The sequence below is a fragment of the Limimaricola sp. G21655-S1 genome (genome assembly GCF_027213785.1).
Classification (GTDB): Bacteria; Pseudomonadota; Alphaproteobacteria; order Rhodobacterales; family Rhodobacteraceae; genus Limimaricola.
The window spans coordinates 91,118-106,828 of record NZ_JAPWGO010000001.1; the positions used below are offsets into that span (position 1 = coordinate 91,118).

The following is a 15,711-nucleotide window of genomic DNA, read 5'->3' on the forward strand; positions in this document are numbered from 1 at the left end:
CATGTTTTCGCCCGCAAGGGGCTTCGGGATAACAACGCCCAACACCGATGATCGGTCCTGATTCGGTGGGAAAAATTGCTGTATCCACGGGTGTTTGGGAGCAAAAGAAAGCGCCCGGCCCGTGGCCGGACGCTCCCTTTGAGTCGTACTGGACGGATCAGCTGTCGGTCGCGTCTTCGGCGGTCTCCTCGAGGTCGTCCTGCGCGTCCTCGGCGGTCTCCTCGACGTTATCGAGGGCGTTCTCGCCAGCGTCGACCGTGTTCTCGGCGGCTTCCTCGGCGTTCTCCACCGTGTTCTCCGCCGCGTCCTCGGCCGCATCCGTTGCGTTGGTCATGTCACTGTCACTCAGGCCCGCGGTGTCGATACCGTTCTCGGCGGCGGTCTCCTGATCGATCTCGCAGGCGCTGTCGTCGGTGCCCTTGATCTGCTGGGCGATCACGTTGGCGTCGACGTCGCAGACATTGGCGGCCACGCCCACCGGCACCTGAACGGTGTTGCCATCGACCGAGAGATTGACGAGGCCTTCCTGCTGGCCGTTGCCCGACCCGCCATTCGAACCGGTATCGATGCCGTTTGCGGCAGCGGTTTCCTGGTCGATTTCACAGGCGGTCTTGTCCGATCCGACGAATTGGCCGGACAGCACGTTGACGTCGAGATCGCAGACATTGGCCGCGACGCTCACCGGCACCTGCACGGTGTTGTCGTCCACGGATACGTTGACGAGGCCCTCCTGGCCCTGGGCAAAGGCGCCGGAGGCGGCGACGGTGAGGGCAGCGGCGGCGACGAGACTCTTGGACTTCATGAACATAATCGTTCCTTTCCTCCAGTATTCTGACCGGCCGGGGCAGTTAGGGGGGTGAGTGGGCCCCGGCGGTCTCGGAGGGCAGAACGGCTGCGACGGCGTCTCGTTCCTGCCGGTTTTTCAGGCAGCGCCGCGATGCCCCACCGTCTGGCAGAAAATTGCCAAGGCCTTGGCAAAGACTTGCGAAAACCGGCCCTTGCCACGTGAAGGCGGAAATCGTGATCGCCCGAAGCGGGAACCCGTTCAGCGCAACACTCGCCGCGCGGCCTCCATCCGGCGACGCATCTCGGCGATGGCGGGCGACAGCCCGCGGAAGATCGCCTCGCCGATCAGGAAATGGCCGATGTTCAATTCGCGAACTTCCGGCAGTCCGGCGATCGGCCCGACCGTGTCATAGGTCAGCCCGTGCCCGGCATGCACTTCGAGGCCGAGCGCATGGGCATGGGTCGCCATATCGGTGATCTTCGCCAGTTCGGCGTCGCGCGTGGCGGTATCCCCGGCCGCATGAGCGTCGCAATAGGCCCCGGTATGCAACTCCACGACCTGCGCGCCGATCCGGGCGGCGGCATCGATCTGCGGCCGGTCGGCGGCGATGAAGATCGATACCCGGCAGCCCGCCTCGCGCAGGGGCGCGATGAAATGTGCCAGCCGGTTCTCGTCCTTCGCGACTTCGAGTCCGCCTTCGGTGGTGCGCTCCTCGCGCTTTTCGGGAACGATGCAGACGGCGTGGGGCCGGTGCCGCAGCGCGATCGCCTGCATTTCATCGGTAGCGGCCATTTCGAAGTTGAGCGGCACCTTCAGCGCCGCCACCAGCGCCTCGATATCGGCATCGGAGATGTGGCGGCGATCCTCGCGCAGGTGCGCGGTGATGCCGTCGGCGCCCGCCTCCTCGGCGAGCTTCGCCGCCCGCACCGGGGAGGGCGTGTCGCCACCGCGCGCGTTGCGTACCGTGGCCACGTGGTCGATGTTCACGCCGAGCCTGAGATCCGTCATCATCTGTCTCCTTTGGGCGCAGACTAGTCCGGTCCCGCCGCCCCGTCAGCCGGGGTGGACGGGTTTTTTCCAAGCGCCTGCAGCTTGGCGCGCAGCTTGCGGCGGCGGCGGTTCTGGTAGGCCGAAATCACCGGCACGAAGAGCCAGTAGCAGGCGAAGGCCGAAATCAGCCCCGGCAGGATGCCCCCCACAAGATAGGGCAGGAACACGTCGTCATAGAACAGCGCCAGCCCCCGCCAATCGGCGCGGTCGGGGCCGAACAGCGCCCCGAAATTGTGCCACAGATCCTGCCCGGCGGCACCGAACTTGCCCATCAGGGAGGTCTCGATGTCGCGATGCGGCGGCCGGCCCATGATGAAATAGCCGGTCTGCAGCGCCACCACGCCGATCGGCACATAGGTGAGCGGGTTGCCGAAGAAGGTGCCAAGCAGCGCCGCCAGCATGTTGCCCCGGCCGATCTTGGCAAAGATCACGGCGATGATGAAATGCAGCCCGTAGAACGGGGTCCAGCTCGCCAGCACCCCGGCGAAGATGCCGCGCCCGATCTTCTCGGGCGTGTCGGGCAGGCGCTGCAACCGGTGCTTCACGTAGCCGAAGGCGCGGCGCCAGCCGCCCCTCGGATAGAGCGCCTCGGCCACCGCGCGGCCCACCGACCGCCTGTCGCGCCGCTTGAAGACCACGCGCGCGCTCCCGCTCAGCCCCCGGCCGGGGCCGGGGCGTGGGGCAGGGCGCGCGACGGGTCGCGATGCCGCTCGATCGAGGAGACGTGGCTTTCGGCTTCGAGCGCGGTCATCACCCGATGCAGATGCTCGGCGTCGCGCAGATCGACATCGACGAGGATGCGGTAGAAATCGGGCTTGCGGTCGAGGAAAGTCATGTCCGAAATGTTGGCCGACTGCTCGCCGATCAGCGTGCAGATCCGGCCCAGCACGCCGGCATCGTTGGTGATCGTCAGGTCGAGGCTCACGGTGTTGACGGCGCCATGGGTGCCGTCCTGCCAGCGCAGATCGACCCAGCGCTCGGGTTGTTCCTCGTAATGCGCCAGCGTCGGGCAGTCGATCGCGTGGATCACCACGCCCTGACCGCGAAAGGTGATGCCGACGATGCGTTCGCCCGGCACCGGCTGGCAGCAGGGCGCGCGGCGAAAGCTCTGCCCGGCGGCGAGGCCCGCGACGGCGCGCTCCTGCGCGACCTCCTGGGTGTCGCCGCGCGCGGCCAGCTCGGGATAGAGCGCCTGCACCACCTCGCGGGTGGTGATGTCGGCCGAGCCCAACCGCGCCAGAAGCTCGGTGGCGCTCTCCAGCCCCATCGTCCGGGCAGCGGTCCGCAGCGCCTTGTCGGTGGCGCGGCGGCCCACATTCTCGAAGGCCACGCGCACCAGCTCGGAGCCAAGCTTCACGAAGCGCTCGCGGTCCTCTTCGCGCAAGGAGCGGCGGATCGCGGCCTTGGCGCGGCCGGTGACCGCGATCTCGATCCAGCTGGCCTGCGGGCGCTGCCCGTCGGCGGTGATGATCTCGACCGACTGGCCGTTCTTAAGCCGGGTCCAGAGCGGCACGCGCAGCCCGTCGACCTTGGCGCCGACGCAGGCGCTGCCGATCCGGGTGTGGATCGCGAAGGCGAAGTCGATCGGCGTGGCGCCGCGCGGCAGCTTGATCACCTCGCCCTTGGGCGTGAAGCAGAACACCTGGTCCTGGTACATCTCGAGCTTCACGGCCTCGAGAAAATCCTCGTCGTCATGCCCCGTCTCCAGCCGCTCGGTCAGCTGGGCGATCCAGCGCGCCGGATCGACCGCGAAGCGGTTCTCGACCCGCAGGCCGTCGCGGTAGGACCAATGCGCGGCGACCCCGGTCTCGGCGACCTCGTGCATCTCGCGGGTGCGGATCTGCACCTCGACCCGCTTGCCGTCGCGGCCCGAGACGGTGGTGTGGATCGAGCGATAGCCGTTGGATTTCGGCTGGCTGATGTAATCCTTGAACCGGCCCGGCACGGCGCGCCAGCGCTGGTGGATCACGCCGAGCACGCGGTAGGCGTCGGCCTCGTTGTCGGTGATGACGCGAAAGCCGTAGATGTCGGAGAGCCGCGAGAAACCCTGATCCTTCTCCTGCATCTTACGCCAGATCGAATAGGGCTTCTTCGCGCGACCGAACAGGTCGGCCTTGATGCCCGCCCGGTCGAGTTCGAGCCGCATGTCGGAGGTGATCCGCTCGACGACGTCGCCGGCCTCCTTCTGGAGCATGATGAAGCGGCGGATGATCGAGTTGCGCGCCTCGGGGTTGAGGACCTGGAAGGACAGGTCCTCGAGTTCCTCGCGCATCCACTGCATGCCCATCCGGCCCGCCAACGGCGCGTAGATCTCCATCGTCTCGCGCGCCTTCTGGGCCTGCTTTTCGGGCCGCATCGAGCGGATCGTGCGCATGTTGTGGAGCCGGTCGGCGAGTTTGACCAGCGTCACCCGAAGGTCGCGCGAGGTCGCCATGAACAGCTTGCGGAAGTTCTCGGCCTGCTTGGTGCGGGTCGAGGACAGCTGCAGGTTGGTCAGCTTGGTGACGCCATCGACCAGTTCGGCGATCTCGCGGCCAAAGCGCTTGGAGACCTCCGAGAACGAGGCGCGCGTGTCCTCGATCGTGTCGTGCAGCAGCGCCGTGACGATGGTGGCATCGTCCATCTGCTGCTTGGCGAGGATCACCGCCACGGCGACCGGATGCATGAAATAAGGCTCGCCCGACTTGCGGAACTGCCCCTCATGCATCTCTTCGCCGAAGGCATAGGCGTCGCGGATCAACGCGTCGCGGGTGGCCGGGTTGTAACTGCGGACCAGAGCGATCAGCTCGTCTGCGGATGTCATCTGGGCGTCCTACCCCCCGGCCTGGTGCGGGCTGCGATCAGCCCTCTTTCTGGACCTGCATCAGCTCGCGCAGCAGGCGCTCTTCGCTCATGTCGTCCTGCGCCGGCTTGTCGGCTTCCTGGCTCATCAGGAGCGACATCGAATCGGCTTCGGGCTCGTCGACCTCGATCTGGGTCTGGTGCGCCTCGATCATCCGCTCGCGCAGATCGTCGGCCTGCTGGGTCTCGTCGGCGATCTCGCGCAGCGCCACGACGGGGTTCTTGTCGTTGTCGCGGGCGACCGTAAGCGGCGCGCCGGAGGTGATTTCGCGGGCGCGATGCGCGGCGAGCATCACCAGCTCGAACCGGTTCGGAACCTTGTCAACGCAATCTTCGACTGTCACGCGGGCCATCGGACGACTCCCATCTCAGGTTGGGCAAAGGGCGGCCGCACGCGGAATCGCGCGGCACGGCCTCGAAGGCGCACGCATACAGCGCCGGGCGGCGGAACACAAGGCGGGGCAGGGGTGGGACGGGCCGGACGGCCCGGTTCAACCCAGCGGCTCCAGCCCCTCGCGCGCCCCGGGCGGCAGCGCATCACGCATCGCCACCACGTCGGAGCCGGTGACGGGGTGGCGCCAGTCCGGCGCGACCTCCGACAGCGGCAGCAGGACGAAGCCGCGATCCTGCAACCTCGGATGCGGCAGGACCAACCGGTCGGGCGCCTCGCGGGCCTGACGGTCGAGCGGCAGATCGCGCCAGAGCGACCAGCCGGCGAGGTCGGGACAGAGCAGATCGCCCAGCGCCAGGAGGTCGAGATCGAGGCTGCGCGGTCCCCAGCGGGTGCGCCGTTCGCGGCCGAACTCGGCTTCGATCTCGTGCAGCGCCCCGAGCAGCGCCTCGGCGCCGAGCTCTGTCTCGATCGCCGTCGCCGCGTTGACGAAATCGGGGCCGCTGCCCGCCGGGAAAGCCGGGCTACGCCACAGGCGGCTGTGCCGCGCGCCGGTGCCGAGCGCCTCGATCCGCGCCATGGCGGCGCGCAGCGTCGCCTCGGGCGCGCCCGCGGGCGAGCCGGCATTGGCGCCCAGCGCGATCAGGGCCTGCCGTCCGCCGGGCGAGGTGTCGATATGTGTATCTTGCGCCATTCGCTTGATTTTCCCAGACAAAGAGGGGCAGGAGTGCGGAAGGTCCGCCAAGAGATCGATCCGGCAAGCTTCGGCGATATTTTATCAAGGAATTTTCCACAATGTTTTATCGGGACGAAAGACTGGCCCTGTTCATCGACGGAGCCAATCTGCATGCCACCGGCAAGGCGCTGGGATTCGATATCGACTACAAGCTGTTGCGGCAGGAGTTCCTGCGGCGGGGTCGGTTGATCCGGGCCTACTACTATACCGCGCTGCTCGATGGCGATGAGTACTCGCCGATCCGGCCGCTAGTCGACTGGCTGCAATACAATGGCTTCGCGATGCGCACCAAGCCCGCGCGGGAGTTCACCGACGCGCAGGGGCGGCGCAAGATCAAGGGCAACATGGACGTGGAGCTGACGGTCGATGCGCTCGACCTCGCGGATCGCATCGACCATGCGGTGCTGTTCTCCGGGGACGGCGATTTCCGGGCGCTGGCCGAGGCGTTGCAGCGGCGCGGCGTGCGGGTCTCGGTGGTGTCGTCGATCCGCTCCACCCCGCCGATGATCGCCGACGAGCTGCGCCGCCAGGCCGACAATTTCATCGAGCTCGAGGAGCTGCGCGAGGTGATCGGCCGGGCGCCGCGCCAGAACGGTGCGGCGGCCGCGAACGAGGAATGAGCCGCCGCGCAGGCGGGCCGTCGGGGTGGCCGCTGGACCTCGGGCGTCGGAACGCTTAGCTGTGCGGCATCGCAATCCACCGGCCAGCGCGCCCCGGAGGCCCCCGATGCCCGAGACCACCCTGCCGCCCCTGACGCTCCATCTGGCCGCGCCGCGCGGCTTTTGCGCCGGAGTCGACCGCGCCATCAAGATCGTCGAGATGGCGCTCGAGAAATGGGGGGCGCCGGTCTATGTGCGCCACGAGATCGTGCACAACCGCTTCGTGGTCGATGACCTGCGCGCCAAGGGGGCGGTCTTCGTGGAGGAGCTGGACGAGGCGCCCGACGACCGGCCGGTGATCTTCTCGGCGCATGGCGTGGCGAAATCGGTCCCGGCCGAGGCGGCGCGGCGCGAGATGATCGCGGTCGATGCGACCTGCCCGCTGGTAACCAAGGTCCATAACGAGGCGGCGCGGCACGCGGCCGAGGGGCTGCAGATGATCATGATCGGTCATGCGGGCCACCCCGAGACCATCGGCACCATGGGGCAGCTTCCCGAGGGCGAGGTGCTGCTGGTCGAAACCGAGGCCGATGTCGCTACCGTCGCCGTGCGCGATCCCGAGCGGCTCGCCTTCGTCACCCAGACCACCCTGTCTGTCGATGACACCGCCGGCATCGTCGCGGCGCTCAAGGCGCGCTTTCCGGCGATCAAGGGACCCGGAAAAGAGGACATCTGCTACGCCACCACCAACCGGCAGGAAGCGGTGAAGGCGATGGCGCCCCGGTGCGACGCGCTGCTCGTGGTGGGGGCGCCGAACTCATCGAACTCCAAGCGGCTGGTCGAGGTCGCGGCCAAGGCGGGCTGCGGCTATGCGCAGCTTGTGCAGCGCGCCACCGAGATCGACTGGCGCGCGCTGGACGGCATCCGTTCGCTCGGCCTCACGGCCGGGGCGAGCGCGCCCGAGGTGCTGGTGCAGGAGGTGATCGATGCCTTCCGCGCCCGCTTCGACGTCACCGTGAAGCTGGTCGAGACGGCGCAGGAAAACGTCGAATTCAAGGTACCCCGCATCCTGCGCGAACCTGCGTGATCCCGCCCGCGGCCCTGCTCCTCGGGCTCGCGGGGGTGCTTCCCTTCGCTTGGGGGCTGCTGACGACGTGGTTTCCCGGCCTCGTGCCAGGCTGGCTGCCGCAGAGGCTGGTCGGACCCTACGTCCAAGTGTTTTATGGCAGCGTAATCCTGAGCTTCATGTCCGGCGTGCTGTGGGGCTTCGCGACCAAGACCAGCGGCCGCGCCGCTGCCATCGGTTACGGCGTCTCGACCCTCCCCGCGCTCTGGGTCGCCTTCCTCGTCGGTGGCGGCTGGGAGCGGTCGAGCTTGGTGCTGATCGCCGGCTTTCTTGGCCTTCTGGCGCTCGATGCGGGCTTCCAGAAACATGGCCTCGCGCCGGGCTGGTGGCTGCGCTTGCGGCTGCTGCTCACCGGTCTCGTCGTGATCTGCCTGGCGCTGCCGCTGCTCTGAGAGCGCTCCTTGTTGTTCATCTTTCCCCAAATACGCAAATCCCCCGGCTGGCGGCGGGCACCACGTTCGGCACCTCGCGCACGGCTGGTGTCGGATCTGCGTATTTGAAGAAGGATGAAAGGGAAGGGGCGCGCCCGGAAGCCCGCCCCTCCTGAACTCATTGCTGCTCGGTCTGGGTGCCGGATTTCGGCTTGGCCTTGCCGAGATCGGGCTTCTGGCCCAGCGGTTCGGGCTTGTCCTTCTTCGAAAAGGTGCCGCGCCCGTCGAGCGAGGGACCGGAGGTCCAGCGGCCCTCGGGGGTCGGCTCGTCGAGCGAGGTATTGAGGAAGTAGTAGCTGTGCTCGGTCGCCTCGTGCTCCTCGGGGGTCGAGTTCGGGATCGGCAACGCCTTTTCCCAGCCGCCCAACTCCTCGATCACCGCCAGCCACTGCTGCTGGTGCATCGTGTCGCGGGCGATCAGGAAGGACAGCATGTCCTTCATGCCCGCGTCGTCGGTCATGTTGTAAAGCCGCGAAGCCAGCACCCGGCCGCCCGATTCGGCGGTGGCATTGGCCATCATGTCGGCGGCGAGGTTGCCGGTGGCGTAGACATGGCTCATGTCGAACGGCACGCCGTTCGCGTTCACCGGCATCGCCGAAAGGCCCGAGCTGAGGATGTGGCGCGGATTCATGCCGCCCAGGATCGCATGCACGACCGGGTCCTTCGCGGCCTCGTCCTGCACCTCGACCGGCGCGCCTTCGAGGTTCAGCGCCACGGCGTGGCCGAGAAACTCGATATGGCTCAGCTCCTCGGTCGCGGTCATCATCAGCATGTCGCGGTACTTGCTGTCGCCGCGCGCGCCCATCGCCTGGAAGAAGTACTGCATGGCGACGCGGATCTCGCCCTCGACGCCGCCGATCGCCTGCTGGAGATATTTGGCGAAGGCCGGTGAGGGCTTGTCGACGCGCACCTGGTACTGAAGCTTGGAGGAGTGGTGGAACATGGGAAGGGCTCCGCATTCGGTTAAGTCACCCCGATTGAACATCCTCACCCGGGGGGCGAGTTCCGCATGGTACGTTGCCGGACGGCGGAGCTTCGCTTAAAGGGAACGCCCCGACCCCCTGACCAAGGACGCCCCCATGGCCAAGATCTTCGCCTTCACCGACGGCGCCTGCTCGGGCAATCCCGGCCCCGGCGGCTGGGGCGCGCTGCTGCAGGCCAAGGACGGCGACACCGTTACCAAGGAGCGCGAGCTCAAGGGCGGCGAGGCGATGACCACCAACAACCGCATGGAGCTGATGGCGGCGATCGCGGCTCTCGAGGCGCTGGGCAAGTCCTCCAAGCTTACCGTCGTGACCGACAGTGCCTATGTGAAGGGGGGCATCACCGAGTGGATGGCGGGATGGAAGCGCAAGGGCTGGCGGACCTCGACCGGCAAGCCGGTGAAGAACGAGGACCTGTGGCGCCGGCTCGACGAGGCGGCGGCGCGGCACGACGTGACCTGGACCTGGGTCAAGGGCCATGCCGGCCATCCCGAGAACGAGCGCGCCGACGAGCTGGCCCGCGCCGGCATGGCGCCGTTCAAGCCGGGCCGCGCGCGCGCGTGATCCGCGCATGATCGAGTGGCGCGAAGAGGGCGCGCTCCTGCGGGTGCGCCGCCATGGCGAGGGCTCGGCCATCGTCGAGGTGTTCACCCGCGGCCACGGGCTGCATGCGGGCGTGGTTCGCGGCGGCGGCTCGCGCCGCATCGCGCCGCTGTTGCAACCCGGTGCGCAGCTCGATCTCACCTGGAAGGCGCGACTGGGCGAGCATCTGGGGAATTTCACCTTCGAGCCGCTGCGCTCTCGCGCCGCGCAGGTGATGGAGGACCGGCTGGCGCTGGCCGGCCTCAACGCGGTCGCGGCGCTGCTGGTCAGCGTGCTGCCCGAGCGCGACCCGCACCCGCCACTCTACGACCGGACCATGGCGCTTCTGGATCTGCTGGGCGAAAGCGAGCTCTGGCCGCTGGCCTACCTGCATTGGGAAATGGCGCTCTTGGAGGAGATGGGCTTCGCGCTCGACCTCACGCGCTGCGCGGTCACCGGCGAGACCGAGGGGCTGGAGCTGGTCAGCCCGAAATCGGGCCGCGCGGTAAGCCGGGCGGGGGCGGGGGCCTGGGCCGCGAAGCTGCTGCCGCTGCCGCCGGTGCTGCGCGGCGAGGGCGAGGCCGGGCCGCAGGACATCGTCGCGGCGCTGGGCACCACCGGCTGGTTCATCGAGCACCGGCTGCTGCCGGGATCTGGCGACCGGCCGCTGCCCCCGGCGCGTGGCCGGCTGATCGAGGCGATCGCGCGAAGCGGGTGACGGCGCGGTTCCGCCGCCCCGTGCGTTTGGCCCCGATACGACATCGCGATGTCGCGTCCGGCACAGCCGGGGCGGGAGCGGCGGGCGCAAGGAGGAAGTGTCTGCCGTCGATGCGAGTCGCCTCATGGTCACCCCCCGCGCCCCGATCTTCCTCACCCATTCGCCGACGCCGCGCGTCGAGGATTTCGCGAGGCTGGCGGCGCTGGAGGCCGGGGTGCGGGGCATCCTGCTCTCGGTGATGCCGCTGGCGCTCTATCGCGCCTTTGGCGACGCCGCGCTGGTGAGCGTGATCTACTTCGCGGTGGGGATCTCGTCGCTTTGCGGCGGATTGCTGCTGCCTTGGGTGAACAGGCGCGTGCCCCGGCGCTGGCTGTTCACCGGGGTCGGGCTGTTCTACGTGCTGGGCACCGGGCTCGCCCTGACCGGGCGGCCCGGGCTGCTGGCGTTGGGTCTCGCGTCGAACGCGCTGGCGACGGTGCTGTGGATGGTCTGCTTCAACGCCTATGTGCTCGATCACATCGCGCGCAGCGATCTGGGGCGCAACGAATCGACGCGGCTGGTCTATTCGGCGGCGTCGTGGATGGTCGGTCCGGCGCTGGGGGTGATCCTGCTCGACTGGTGGTATCCGGCGCCGTTCCTGCTGGCGGCTGCGATGGCGCTCGCGGTGGTGGCGGCGTTCTGGCGGATGCGGCTCGGCAATGGCCGGCAGATCGTCCGGGCCCGGGGACCGGCGCCGAACCCGCTGGCGTTTCTCGGACGCTTCGGCGCGCAGCCGCGCCTCGTGGCGGGCTGGCTCTTCGCGGTGATCCGTTCCTGCGGCTGGTGGGTCTACATCGTCTACCTGCCGATCTTCTGCATCGAGCAGGGTCTGGGAGACAGGCTCGGCGGGGTGATGCTGTCGCTGTCGAACGCGCTGCTGTTCACCACGCCCCTGATGCTGCGGCTGGTGCAGCGCACCAGCGTGCGTTTCGCGGTGCGCGGCAGCTTTGCTGTCGCGGCGGCGCTATTCGTCGCGGCGACGCTTCTCTCCGGCGCGCCATGGGCGGCGCTCGCCGCGCTGATGGCGGGATCGGTTTGCCTGGTGATGCTCGACGTCTGCGCTGGGCTGCCCTTCCTGATGGCGGTGAAGCCGTCCGAGCGCACCGAGATGGCCGCGGTCTATGCGAGCTTTCGCGACGTGTCGGGCATCCTCACCCCGGCGGTGGCCGGGCTGGTGCTGACCGTGGCGCCGGTGGCGGGGGTGTTCGCGGCCTGCGGGGCCGGCATGGCCGCGGCCTCGGCCATTGCGGCGAAGCTGCACCCGCGGCTCGGCGCGCCGCGTCCCCTTGCCGTCTGAACGGCGCCGGGCCACAGGGGCGGCAACGCAACCCCCGGAGACCGCATGCTTCCCTTCGCCGAGCTGATGCCGCCGCAGCTGCTGCTGCTTTCCGTCCTCGTGGGCTTCGGCGCGGGCATCGTGAAGGGCATGGTCGGATTCGCCATGCCGATGATCATGATCTCGGCCATGTCGCTGTTCCTGCCGCCCGAGCTGGCGCTCGCGGCGCTGATCGCACCGACGCTGGTGACAAACGGCATGCAGGCGCTGCGGCAGGGCGGCCGCGCGGCGGCGTCGACGGTAAAGCGCTTTCGGGTCTACCTGATCGTGGGCGGCGTGATGCTCGCGATCAGCGCGCAGCTGGTGCGGGTGCTGTCGGCCGAGGCGCTGTTCCTGCTGATCGGGGCGCCGGTCTCGGCCTTCGCGCTGCTGCAGCTGTCGGGATGGAAGCCGAAGCTTCCCGAGAAGACCAACGGTATCGAGGCGCTGATCGGCGGCTTTTCGGGCTTCGTGGGCGGGGTGTCGGGGGTCTGGGGGCCGCCGACGGTGGCCTATCTTACTGCGATCGACACGCCCAAGGGCGATTCGATCCGGGTGCAGGGGGTGATCTACGGCCTCGGCGCGCTGGCGCTGTCGGGCGCGCATCTGCAATCGGGGGTGCTCAACGGCGCGACATTGCCGTTCTCGCTGTTCATGATCGTCCCCGCCGTGGCGGGAATGATGCTGGGCGGGCTGGTGCATGACCGGATCGACCAGCAGGCGTTCCGCCGGGTGACGCTGGCGGTGCTGCTGATCGCCGGGCTGAATCTCGTGCGGCGCGCGGTCTTCTGAAGGGTGCGCCGCGCCAAGCCTCGAAGCATGGTGCAGCGATGTCAGATCACGAAGACCCGGTTCGGATGCAGCTCGGGCCCCATCACCCGGCCCACCGCCACGGCCCGGCCCTCATGCGCAGCCCAGGCCTCTTCGCCGTAGTCGAGCCCTGAGGCGATCACCGGGGCCGGGTTGCCGTTCCTGAGGCGCCCCGCCGCTTCGGCCGAGCAGGTGACGCGCGGCAGGTCGGCCAGCCCGTCCTCGAGCGGGCGCAGGAAACGGTCGAGCGCCTCGGACTTCGCCTCGGCCTCGATCTGCTCGAGCGTCACGCCCTCGGCTGCCGAGAACGGCCCCGACCAGACCCGGCGCAGTTCGCGCACATGGCCGAGGCAGCCGAGCTTCTCGCCCAGATCGCGGGCGATCGAGCGGACATAGCCGCCCTTGCCGCAGACCATCTCCAGCTTCGCGTGATCGCTGTCGGGTCGCTCCAGCAGGATCAGGCTCTCGACCCAGAGCGGTCGGGCGGCAAGCTCGACCTCTTCGCCTGCACGGGCCTTGGCATAGGCGCGCTGGCCGTCGATCTTCACCGCCGAGAAGGCGGGCGGCACCTGCTCGATGTCGCCGACGAAGCCGTGCAGCGCCTCCTTGATCTCGACGTCCGTTGGGCGCGCGTCCGAGCGGGCAATCACCTCGCCCTCGGCATCGTCGGTGTTGGTGGCGGCGCCAAAGGTCACGGTGAACTCGTAGGCCTTGAGCGCATCGGTGATGAAGGGCACGGTCTTGGTCGCCTCGCCCAGCGCCACGGCGAGCACGCCGGTGGCGTCGGGGTCGAGCGTGCCGGCATGGCCCGCCTTCTTGGCGTCGAAGGCCCATTTGACCTTGTTGACGACCGCCGTGGAGGTCATGCCCGCGGGCTTGTCCACCACCAGCCAACCCGAGATGTCGCGGCCCTTGCGCTTGCGTGCCATGCGGCCCTCCTGATGCCTGCGTGCGAGGCGCGCGGCCTAGCCGTCGGGACGTGCCTCGTCAACGGGGGCCAGCACCCCGACGATCGGCCCCATCGCGAAGCCGAAATCCGAGCGGCCCAGCCCCGGCGCGTGCAGCCGGCTGACATTGCCGTCGAAATAGAGCGCCTGCGGCAGCTCCAGATGGTCGCGGAAGAACGAGCCGAACTCGTGGAAGGTCACCGGCTGGTTGGCGATGGCGAAAACGGCGCGATCACCGGAATCGGTGGTGCCGACGCCGTTGCGGATGTTGCGCGAGGTGCTGTCGGGCAGGAATCGCGGGTGCAGTTCGCCGTCGATCACCAGCATCGGCCCCGATTGCGTGGCGTAGCGGCATTCGGGCGCCTCGCGCTCGTAGCGCAGGGTTTCGATCGCCTGCGCCGTGTCGTCGTTGATGCAGAACACGCCGTTGGGCAGCATGCCGAAATTGCCGGGCCCGGCATTGGTGACAAGGCGCATCACCTCTTCGCCATTCTCGAGATACTGGCCCACCGGGCGGCGATCGGGGTGATACATGCCGGCGTTCATCGCGAAGACCAGCGCCTCGCCGTCGATCTCGCGGTCGATCGCCTGAAAGCTGCCATAGAGGCCGCCATTGCCGTCGGTGAGGAACAGCCGCAGGTCGTCACTCGCCGGATCGACCTCGCAGATCGTGTATGACAGCCCCTCGTAATCGACGTCCTCGCAAGCCGCCGCCTGCGACGGCACCGGCAGGGCGCAGGCCGCGCCGAGACCAAGGGTGGCCAGCGCCAGACGGGGGATCATTCCCCGTCCCCCTCCGTCGCGTCGCGCGCGGCTTCGACGTCGCGGCGGACCTTCTCGTCCGAAAGCAGGCGGCGCGTCTCGTCCATCCGGTCGAAGGTGCGGTCGATCTCGAATTTCAGGTCCGGCGCGTGCTTGAGCTTCATGGTCCGGGCCAGCTGATGCCGGATCTCGGGCTTGGCGCGGCGCAGCGCGTCCAGCATCACCGTCTCGTCGCCGCCGCCCAGCGGCAGCACGAAGCAGGTGGCGCGCTTCAGGTCGGGCGTGGCCCGGACCTCGCCCACGGTGATCGACATTGCCGACAGCTCGGGTTCGTGCAGGTCGCCGCGGCTCAGCAGCTCGGAGAGGCTGCGGCGGATCAGTTCGCCCACGCGCAGCTGGCGCTGCGACGGGCCACGGGGTTCGGAGGCGCGGGTTTTGCTCATGCCGCACCATCTAGTCTCCGCGGCCGGGCTTGCCAAGCGGGCGCGGCGCGGGCGAGGAAGGAGCGGCACAGCAAGGGGACAGGCGCATGACCGAGACGGCACCGGGAATCGTGATCATGGGGGCGGCGGGCCGGATGGGCCGGATGCTCGTGCAGGCCGTCTGCGACAGCGACCGGGCGCGGCTCGCCGGCGCGGTGGTGCGCGCGGGCCATGACTGGGTGGGCCAGGATGTCGGCCATGCCATGGGCGGGCCCGCCATGGGCGTCACCGTCTCGGACGATCCGCTCGAGGCGATGGCGCGCGCGCAGGCGGTGATCGACTTCACCACCCCCGAAACCACGCTGGAGGTGGCGCATCTCGCGGCGCAGGCCCGCGCGGTGCACGTGATCGGCACCACCGGCTTCGACGCGGGCCAGATCGAGCGGCTGGTCCCGGCGGCGCGGCATTCGGTGCAGGTGCGCGCCGGTAACATGAGCCTCGGGGTGAACCTCCTGACCGGCCTGACCAAGATGGTCGCGGCGGCGCTAGAGGAGGGCTGGGACATCGAGGTGGTCGAGGCGCATCACAACCGCAAGGCCGATGCCCCCTCCGGCACCGCCCTGATGCTGGGCGAGGCGGCGGCCGAGGGGCGCGGCGTACAGCTGTCCGAGGTCGCCGACCGGGGCCGCGACGGCATCACCGGCGCGCGGGTCGAGGGGCGTATCGGCTTTTCGGCGATTCGCGGCGGCGACATCGTCGGCGAGCACGACGTGATCTTCGCCGGTCAGGGCGAGCGCATCGTGCTGCGGCACATGGCGACCGACCGGATGATTTTCGCCCGCGGCGCGGTGCGGGCCGCGCTCTGGGGGCAGGGGCGCTCGCCGGGCCATTACGACATGATCGACGTGCTGGGCCTCGAGCGCTGAGCCCTCAGGAGCCGCGCCGTCAGAAGTCGATGGCGAGGCCCTGCTTTTCCCAGTCTCCATAGCGCACCGGCTCGGGGCCGTCGCGGCCGCCGAGCTCGGTCGGCAGCTTCGCCGCGTCGTCGAGCGCCGCGCGCCGGGCGCGGGCTTCCTCCAGCGCCCGCTGCGCGGCGGGCGGCAGGTCGGCGGGCATGTCAGGGGTCGGGCTGTCGTCGGCCATGGCGGCTCTCCTCGGGGGCGGCGCTTGTG

General features: G+C 69.0%; 19 protein-coding genes. 8 read left to right on the forward strand and 11 right to left on the reverse strand.

Translation table 11 applies throughout. The features are described from left to right. Positions 1-157: 157 nt before the first annotated feature. From O4G76_RS00485 to folK, 6 genes are all read right to left on the reverse strand, one after another. Positions 158-802 carry a hypothetical protein gene (locus O4G76_RS00485; RefSeq protein ID WP_269395505.1) on the reverse strand — a complete coding sequence of 215 codons (645 nt, stop codon included), beginning with the start codon at positions 800-802 and terminating at the stop codon, positions 158-160. Positions 803-1,045: 243 nt separating this feature from the next. Then, complete coding sequence (locus O4G76_RS00490) at positions 1,046-1,795, reverse strand: pyridoxine 5'-phosphate synthase (RefSeq protein ID WP_269395506.1); 750 nt, start codon at positions 1,793-1,795, stop codon at positions 1,046-1,048. A 23-nt stretch (positions 1,796-1,818) separates the two neighbouring features. After that, a complete protein-coding gene (locus O4G76_RS00495; RefSeq protein WP_269395507.1) occupies positions 1,819-2,475 on the reverse strand; it encodes a DUF2062 domain-containing protein in 657 nt (218 codons plus the stop codon). 14 nt (positions 2,476-2,489) lie between these two features. Beyond that, positions 2,490-4,640 carry a bifunctional (p)ppGpp synthetase/guanosine-3',5'-bis(diphosphate) 3'-pyrophosphohydrolase gene (locus tag O4G76_RS00500; RefSeq protein WP_269395508.1) on the reverse strand — a complete coding sequence of 717 codons (2,151 nt, stop codon included), beginning with the start codon at positions 4,638-4,640 and terminating at the stop codon, positions 2,490-2,492. A gap of 37 nt (positions 4,641-4,677) precedes the next feature. Further along, positions 4,678-5,031, reverse strand: coding sequence for a DNA-directed RNA polymerase subunit omega (gene rpoZ, locus O4G76_RS00505; protein WP_021692332.1), 354 nt, complete (start codon positions 5,029-5,031; stop codon positions 4,678-4,680). 138 nt (positions 5,032-5,169) lie between these two features. Continuing rightward, positions 5,170-5,763 (reverse strand): 2-amino-4-hydroxy-6-hydroxymethyldihydropteridine diphosphokinase, encoded by a 594-nt coding sequence (gene folK, locus O4G76_RS00510; protein WP_269395509.1) that lies wholly within the window; start codon positions 5,761-5,763, stop codon positions 5,170-5,172. A 101-nt stretch (positions 5,764-5,864) separates the two neighbouring features. Here folK and O4G76_RS00515 point away from each other — a divergent pair, with 101 nt between their 5' ends. From O4G76_RS00515 to O4G76_RS00525, 3 genes are all read left to right on the forward strand, one after another. After that, positions 5,865-6,425 (forward strand): NYN domain-containing protein, encoded by a 561-nt coding sequence (locus O4G76_RS00515; protein WP_085895063.1) that lies wholly within the window; start codon positions 5,865-5,867, stop codon positions 6,423-6,425. A gap of 106 nt (positions 6,426-6,531) precedes the next feature. After that, positions 6,532-7,491: a 4-hydroxy-3-methylbut-2-enyl diphosphate reductase gene (gene ispH / locus O4G76_RS00520; protein ID WP_269395510.1), complete on the forward strand. Its 960-nt coding sequence runs from the start codon at positions 6,532-6,534 to the stop codon at positions 7,489-7,491. Continuing rightward, entirely contained in the window at positions 7,488-7,922 is a 435-nt protein-coding gene (locus O4G76_RS00525) for a DUF3429 domain-containing protein (RefSeq protein ID WP_269395511.1), read from the forward strand. Before ispH ends, O4G76_RS00525 begins: the two co-directional genes overlap by 4 nt. 157 nt (positions 7,923-8,079) lie before the next feature. On the opposite strand, the gene O4G76_RS00530 is transcribed toward O4G76_RS00525, so the two are convergent. After that, entirely contained in the window at positions 8,080-8,904 is an 825-nt protein-coding gene (locus O4G76_RS00530) for a manganese catalase family protein (RefSeq protein ID WP_269395512.1), read from the reverse strand. Between the two features lie 136 nt (positions 8,905-9,040). Here O4G76_RS00530 and rnhA point away from each other — a divergent pair, with 136 nt between their 5' ends. From rnhA to O4G76_RS00550, 4 genes are all read left to right on the forward strand, one after another. Continuing rightward, positions 9,041-9,508 carry a ribonuclease HI gene (rnhA, locus tag O4G76_RS00535; protein ID WP_269395513.1) on the forward strand — a complete coding sequence of 156 codons (468 nt, stop codon included), beginning with the start codon at positions 9,041-9,043 and terminating at the stop codon, positions 9,506-9,508. Positions 9,509-9,515: 7 nt separating this feature from the next. Continuing rightward, positions 9,516-10,244 (forward strand): DNA repair protein RecO, encoded by a 729-nt coding sequence (recO, locus tag O4G76_RS00540; protein WP_269395514.1) that lies wholly within the window; start codon positions 9,516-9,518, stop codon positions 10,242-10,244. A gap of 124 nt (positions 10,245-10,368) precedes the next feature. Then, positions 10,369-11,580: an MFS transporter gene (locus tag O4G76_RS00545; RefSeq protein ID WP_269395515.1), complete on the forward strand. Its 1,212-nt coding sequence runs from the start codon at positions 10,369-10,371 to the stop codon at positions 11,578-11,580. 45 nt (positions 11,581-11,625) lie between these two features. Further along, a complete protein-coding gene (locus tag O4G76_RS00550) occupies positions 11,626-12,390 on the forward strand; it encodes a sulfite exporter TauE/SafE family protein (RefSeq protein WP_269395516.1) in 765 nt (254 codons plus the stop codon). Between the two features lie 41 nt (positions 12,391-12,431). Here the strand turns inward: O4G76_RS00550 and truB are convergent, their stop codons facing one another. The 3 genes from truB to rbfA are packed head-to-tail and all read right to left on the reverse strand — an operon-like array spanning position 12,432 to position 14,560. Then, positions 12,432-13,337: a tRNA pseudouridine(55) synthase TruB gene (gene truB / locus O4G76_RS00555; RefSeq protein ID WP_269395517.1), complete on the reverse strand. Its 906-nt coding sequence runs from the start codon at positions 13,335-13,337 to the stop codon at positions 12,432-12,434. A gap of 36 nt (positions 13,338-13,373) precedes the next feature. Next, complete coding sequence (locus O4G76_RS00560; protein WP_085895055.1) at positions 13,374-14,138, reverse strand: phosphodiester glycosidase family protein; 765 nt, start codon at positions 14,136-14,138, stop codon at positions 13,374-13,376. Further along, positions 14,135-14,560 carry a 30S ribosome-binding factor RbfA gene (gene rbfA / locus O4G76_RS00565; protein ID WP_085895054.1) on the reverse strand — a complete coding sequence of 142 codons (426 nt, stop codon included), beginning with the start codon at positions 14,558-14,560 and terminating at the stop codon, positions 14,135-14,137. The genes O4G76_RS00560 and rbfA overlap by 4 nt, the downstream gene beginning before the upstream one ends. 86 nt (positions 14,561-14,646) lie before the next feature. Here rbfA and dapB point away from each other — a divergent pair, with 86 nt between their 5' ends. Next, entirely contained in the window at positions 14,647-15,465 is an 819-nt protein-coding gene (gene dapB / locus O4G76_RS00570; RefSeq protein WP_269395518.1) for a 4-hydroxy-tetrahydrodipicolinate reductase, read from the forward strand. Positions 15,466-15,484: 19 nt separating this feature from the next. Here the strand turns inward: dapB and O4G76_RS00575 are convergent, their stop codons facing one another. Next, entirely contained in the window at positions 15,485-15,682 is a 198-nt protein-coding gene (locus tag O4G76_RS00575) for a DUF1674 domain-containing protein (RefSeq protein ID WP_269395519.1), read from the reverse strand. Positions 15,683-15,711: the final 29 nt, after the last annotated feature.

What these genes read in the sequence shown, in the direction of transcription:
- O4G76_RS00530 (WP_269395512.1), bottom strand. Translation starts at nt 8,904, where the DNA reads ATGTTCCACCACTCCTCCAAGCTTCAGTACCAGGTGCGCGTCGACAAG.
- O4G76_RS00575 (WP_269395519.1), bottom strand. Translation starts at nt 15,682, where the DNA reads ATGGCCGACGACAGCCCGACCCCTGACATGCCCGCCGACCTGCCGCCC.
- rnhA (WP_269395513.1), top strand. Translation starts at nt 9,041, where the DNA reads ATGGCCAAGATCTTCGCCTTCACCGACGGCGCCTGCTCGGGCAATCCC.
- rbfA (WP_085895054.1), bottom strand. Translation starts at nt 14,560, where the DNA reads ATGAGCAAAACCCGCGCCTCCGAACCCCGTGGCCCGTCGCAGCGCCAG.
- O4G76_RS00550 (WP_269395516.1), top strand. Translation starts at nt 11,626, where the DNA reads ATGCTTCCCTTCGCCGAGCTGATGCCGCCGCAGCTGCTGCTGCTTTCC.
- truB (WP_269395517.1), bottom strand. Translation starts at nt 13,337, where the DNA reads ATGGCACGCAAGCGCAAGGGCCGCGACATCTCGGGTTGGCTGGTGGTG.
- folK (WP_269395509.1), bottom strand. Translation starts at nt 5,763, where the DNA reads ATGGCGCAAGATACACATATCGACACCTCGCCCGGCGGACGGCAGGCC.
- O4G76_RS00490 (WP_269395506.1), bottom strand. Translation starts at nt 1,795, where the DNA reads ATGACGGATCTCAGGCTCGGCGTGAACATCGACCACGTGGCCACGGTA.
- O4G76_RS00560 (WP_085895055.1), bottom strand. Translation starts at nt 14,138, where the DNA reads ATGATCCCCCGTCTGGCGCTGGCCACCCTTGGTCTCGGCGCGGCCTGC.
- recO (WP_269395514.1), top strand. Translation starts at nt 9,516, where the DNA reads ATGATCGAGTGGCGCGAAGAGGGCGCGCTCCTGCGGGTGCGCCGCCAT.
- dapB (WP_269395518.1), top strand. Translation starts at nt 14,647, where the DNA reads ATGACCGAGACGGCACCGGGAATCGTGATCATGGGGGCGGCGGGCCGG.
- O4G76_RS00545 (WP_269395515.1), top strand. Translation starts at nt 10,369, where the DNA reads ATGGTCACCCCCCGCGCCCCGATCTTCCTCACCCATTCGCCGACGCCG.
- O4G76_RS00500 (WP_269395508.1), bottom strand. Translation starts at nt 4,640, where the DNA reads ATGACATCCGCAGACGAGCTGATCGCTCTGGTCCGCAGTTACAACCCG.
- O4G76_RS00515 (WP_085895063.1), top strand. Translation starts at nt 5,865, where the DNA reads ATGTTTTATCGGGACGAAAGACTGGCCCTGTTCATCGACGGAGCCAAT.
- O4G76_RS00485 (WP_269395505.1), bottom strand. Translation starts at nt 802, where the DNA reads ATGAAGTCCAAGAGTCTCGTCGCCGCCGCTGCCCTCACCGTCGCCGCC.
- rpoZ (WP_021692332.1), bottom strand. Translation starts at nt 5,031, where the DNA reads ATGGCCCGCGTGACAGTCGAAGATTGCGTTGACAAGGTTCCGAACCGG.
- ispH (WP_269395510.1), top strand. Translation starts at nt 6,532, where the DNA reads ATGCCCGAGACCACCCTGCCGCCCCTGACGCTCCATCTGGCCGCGCCG.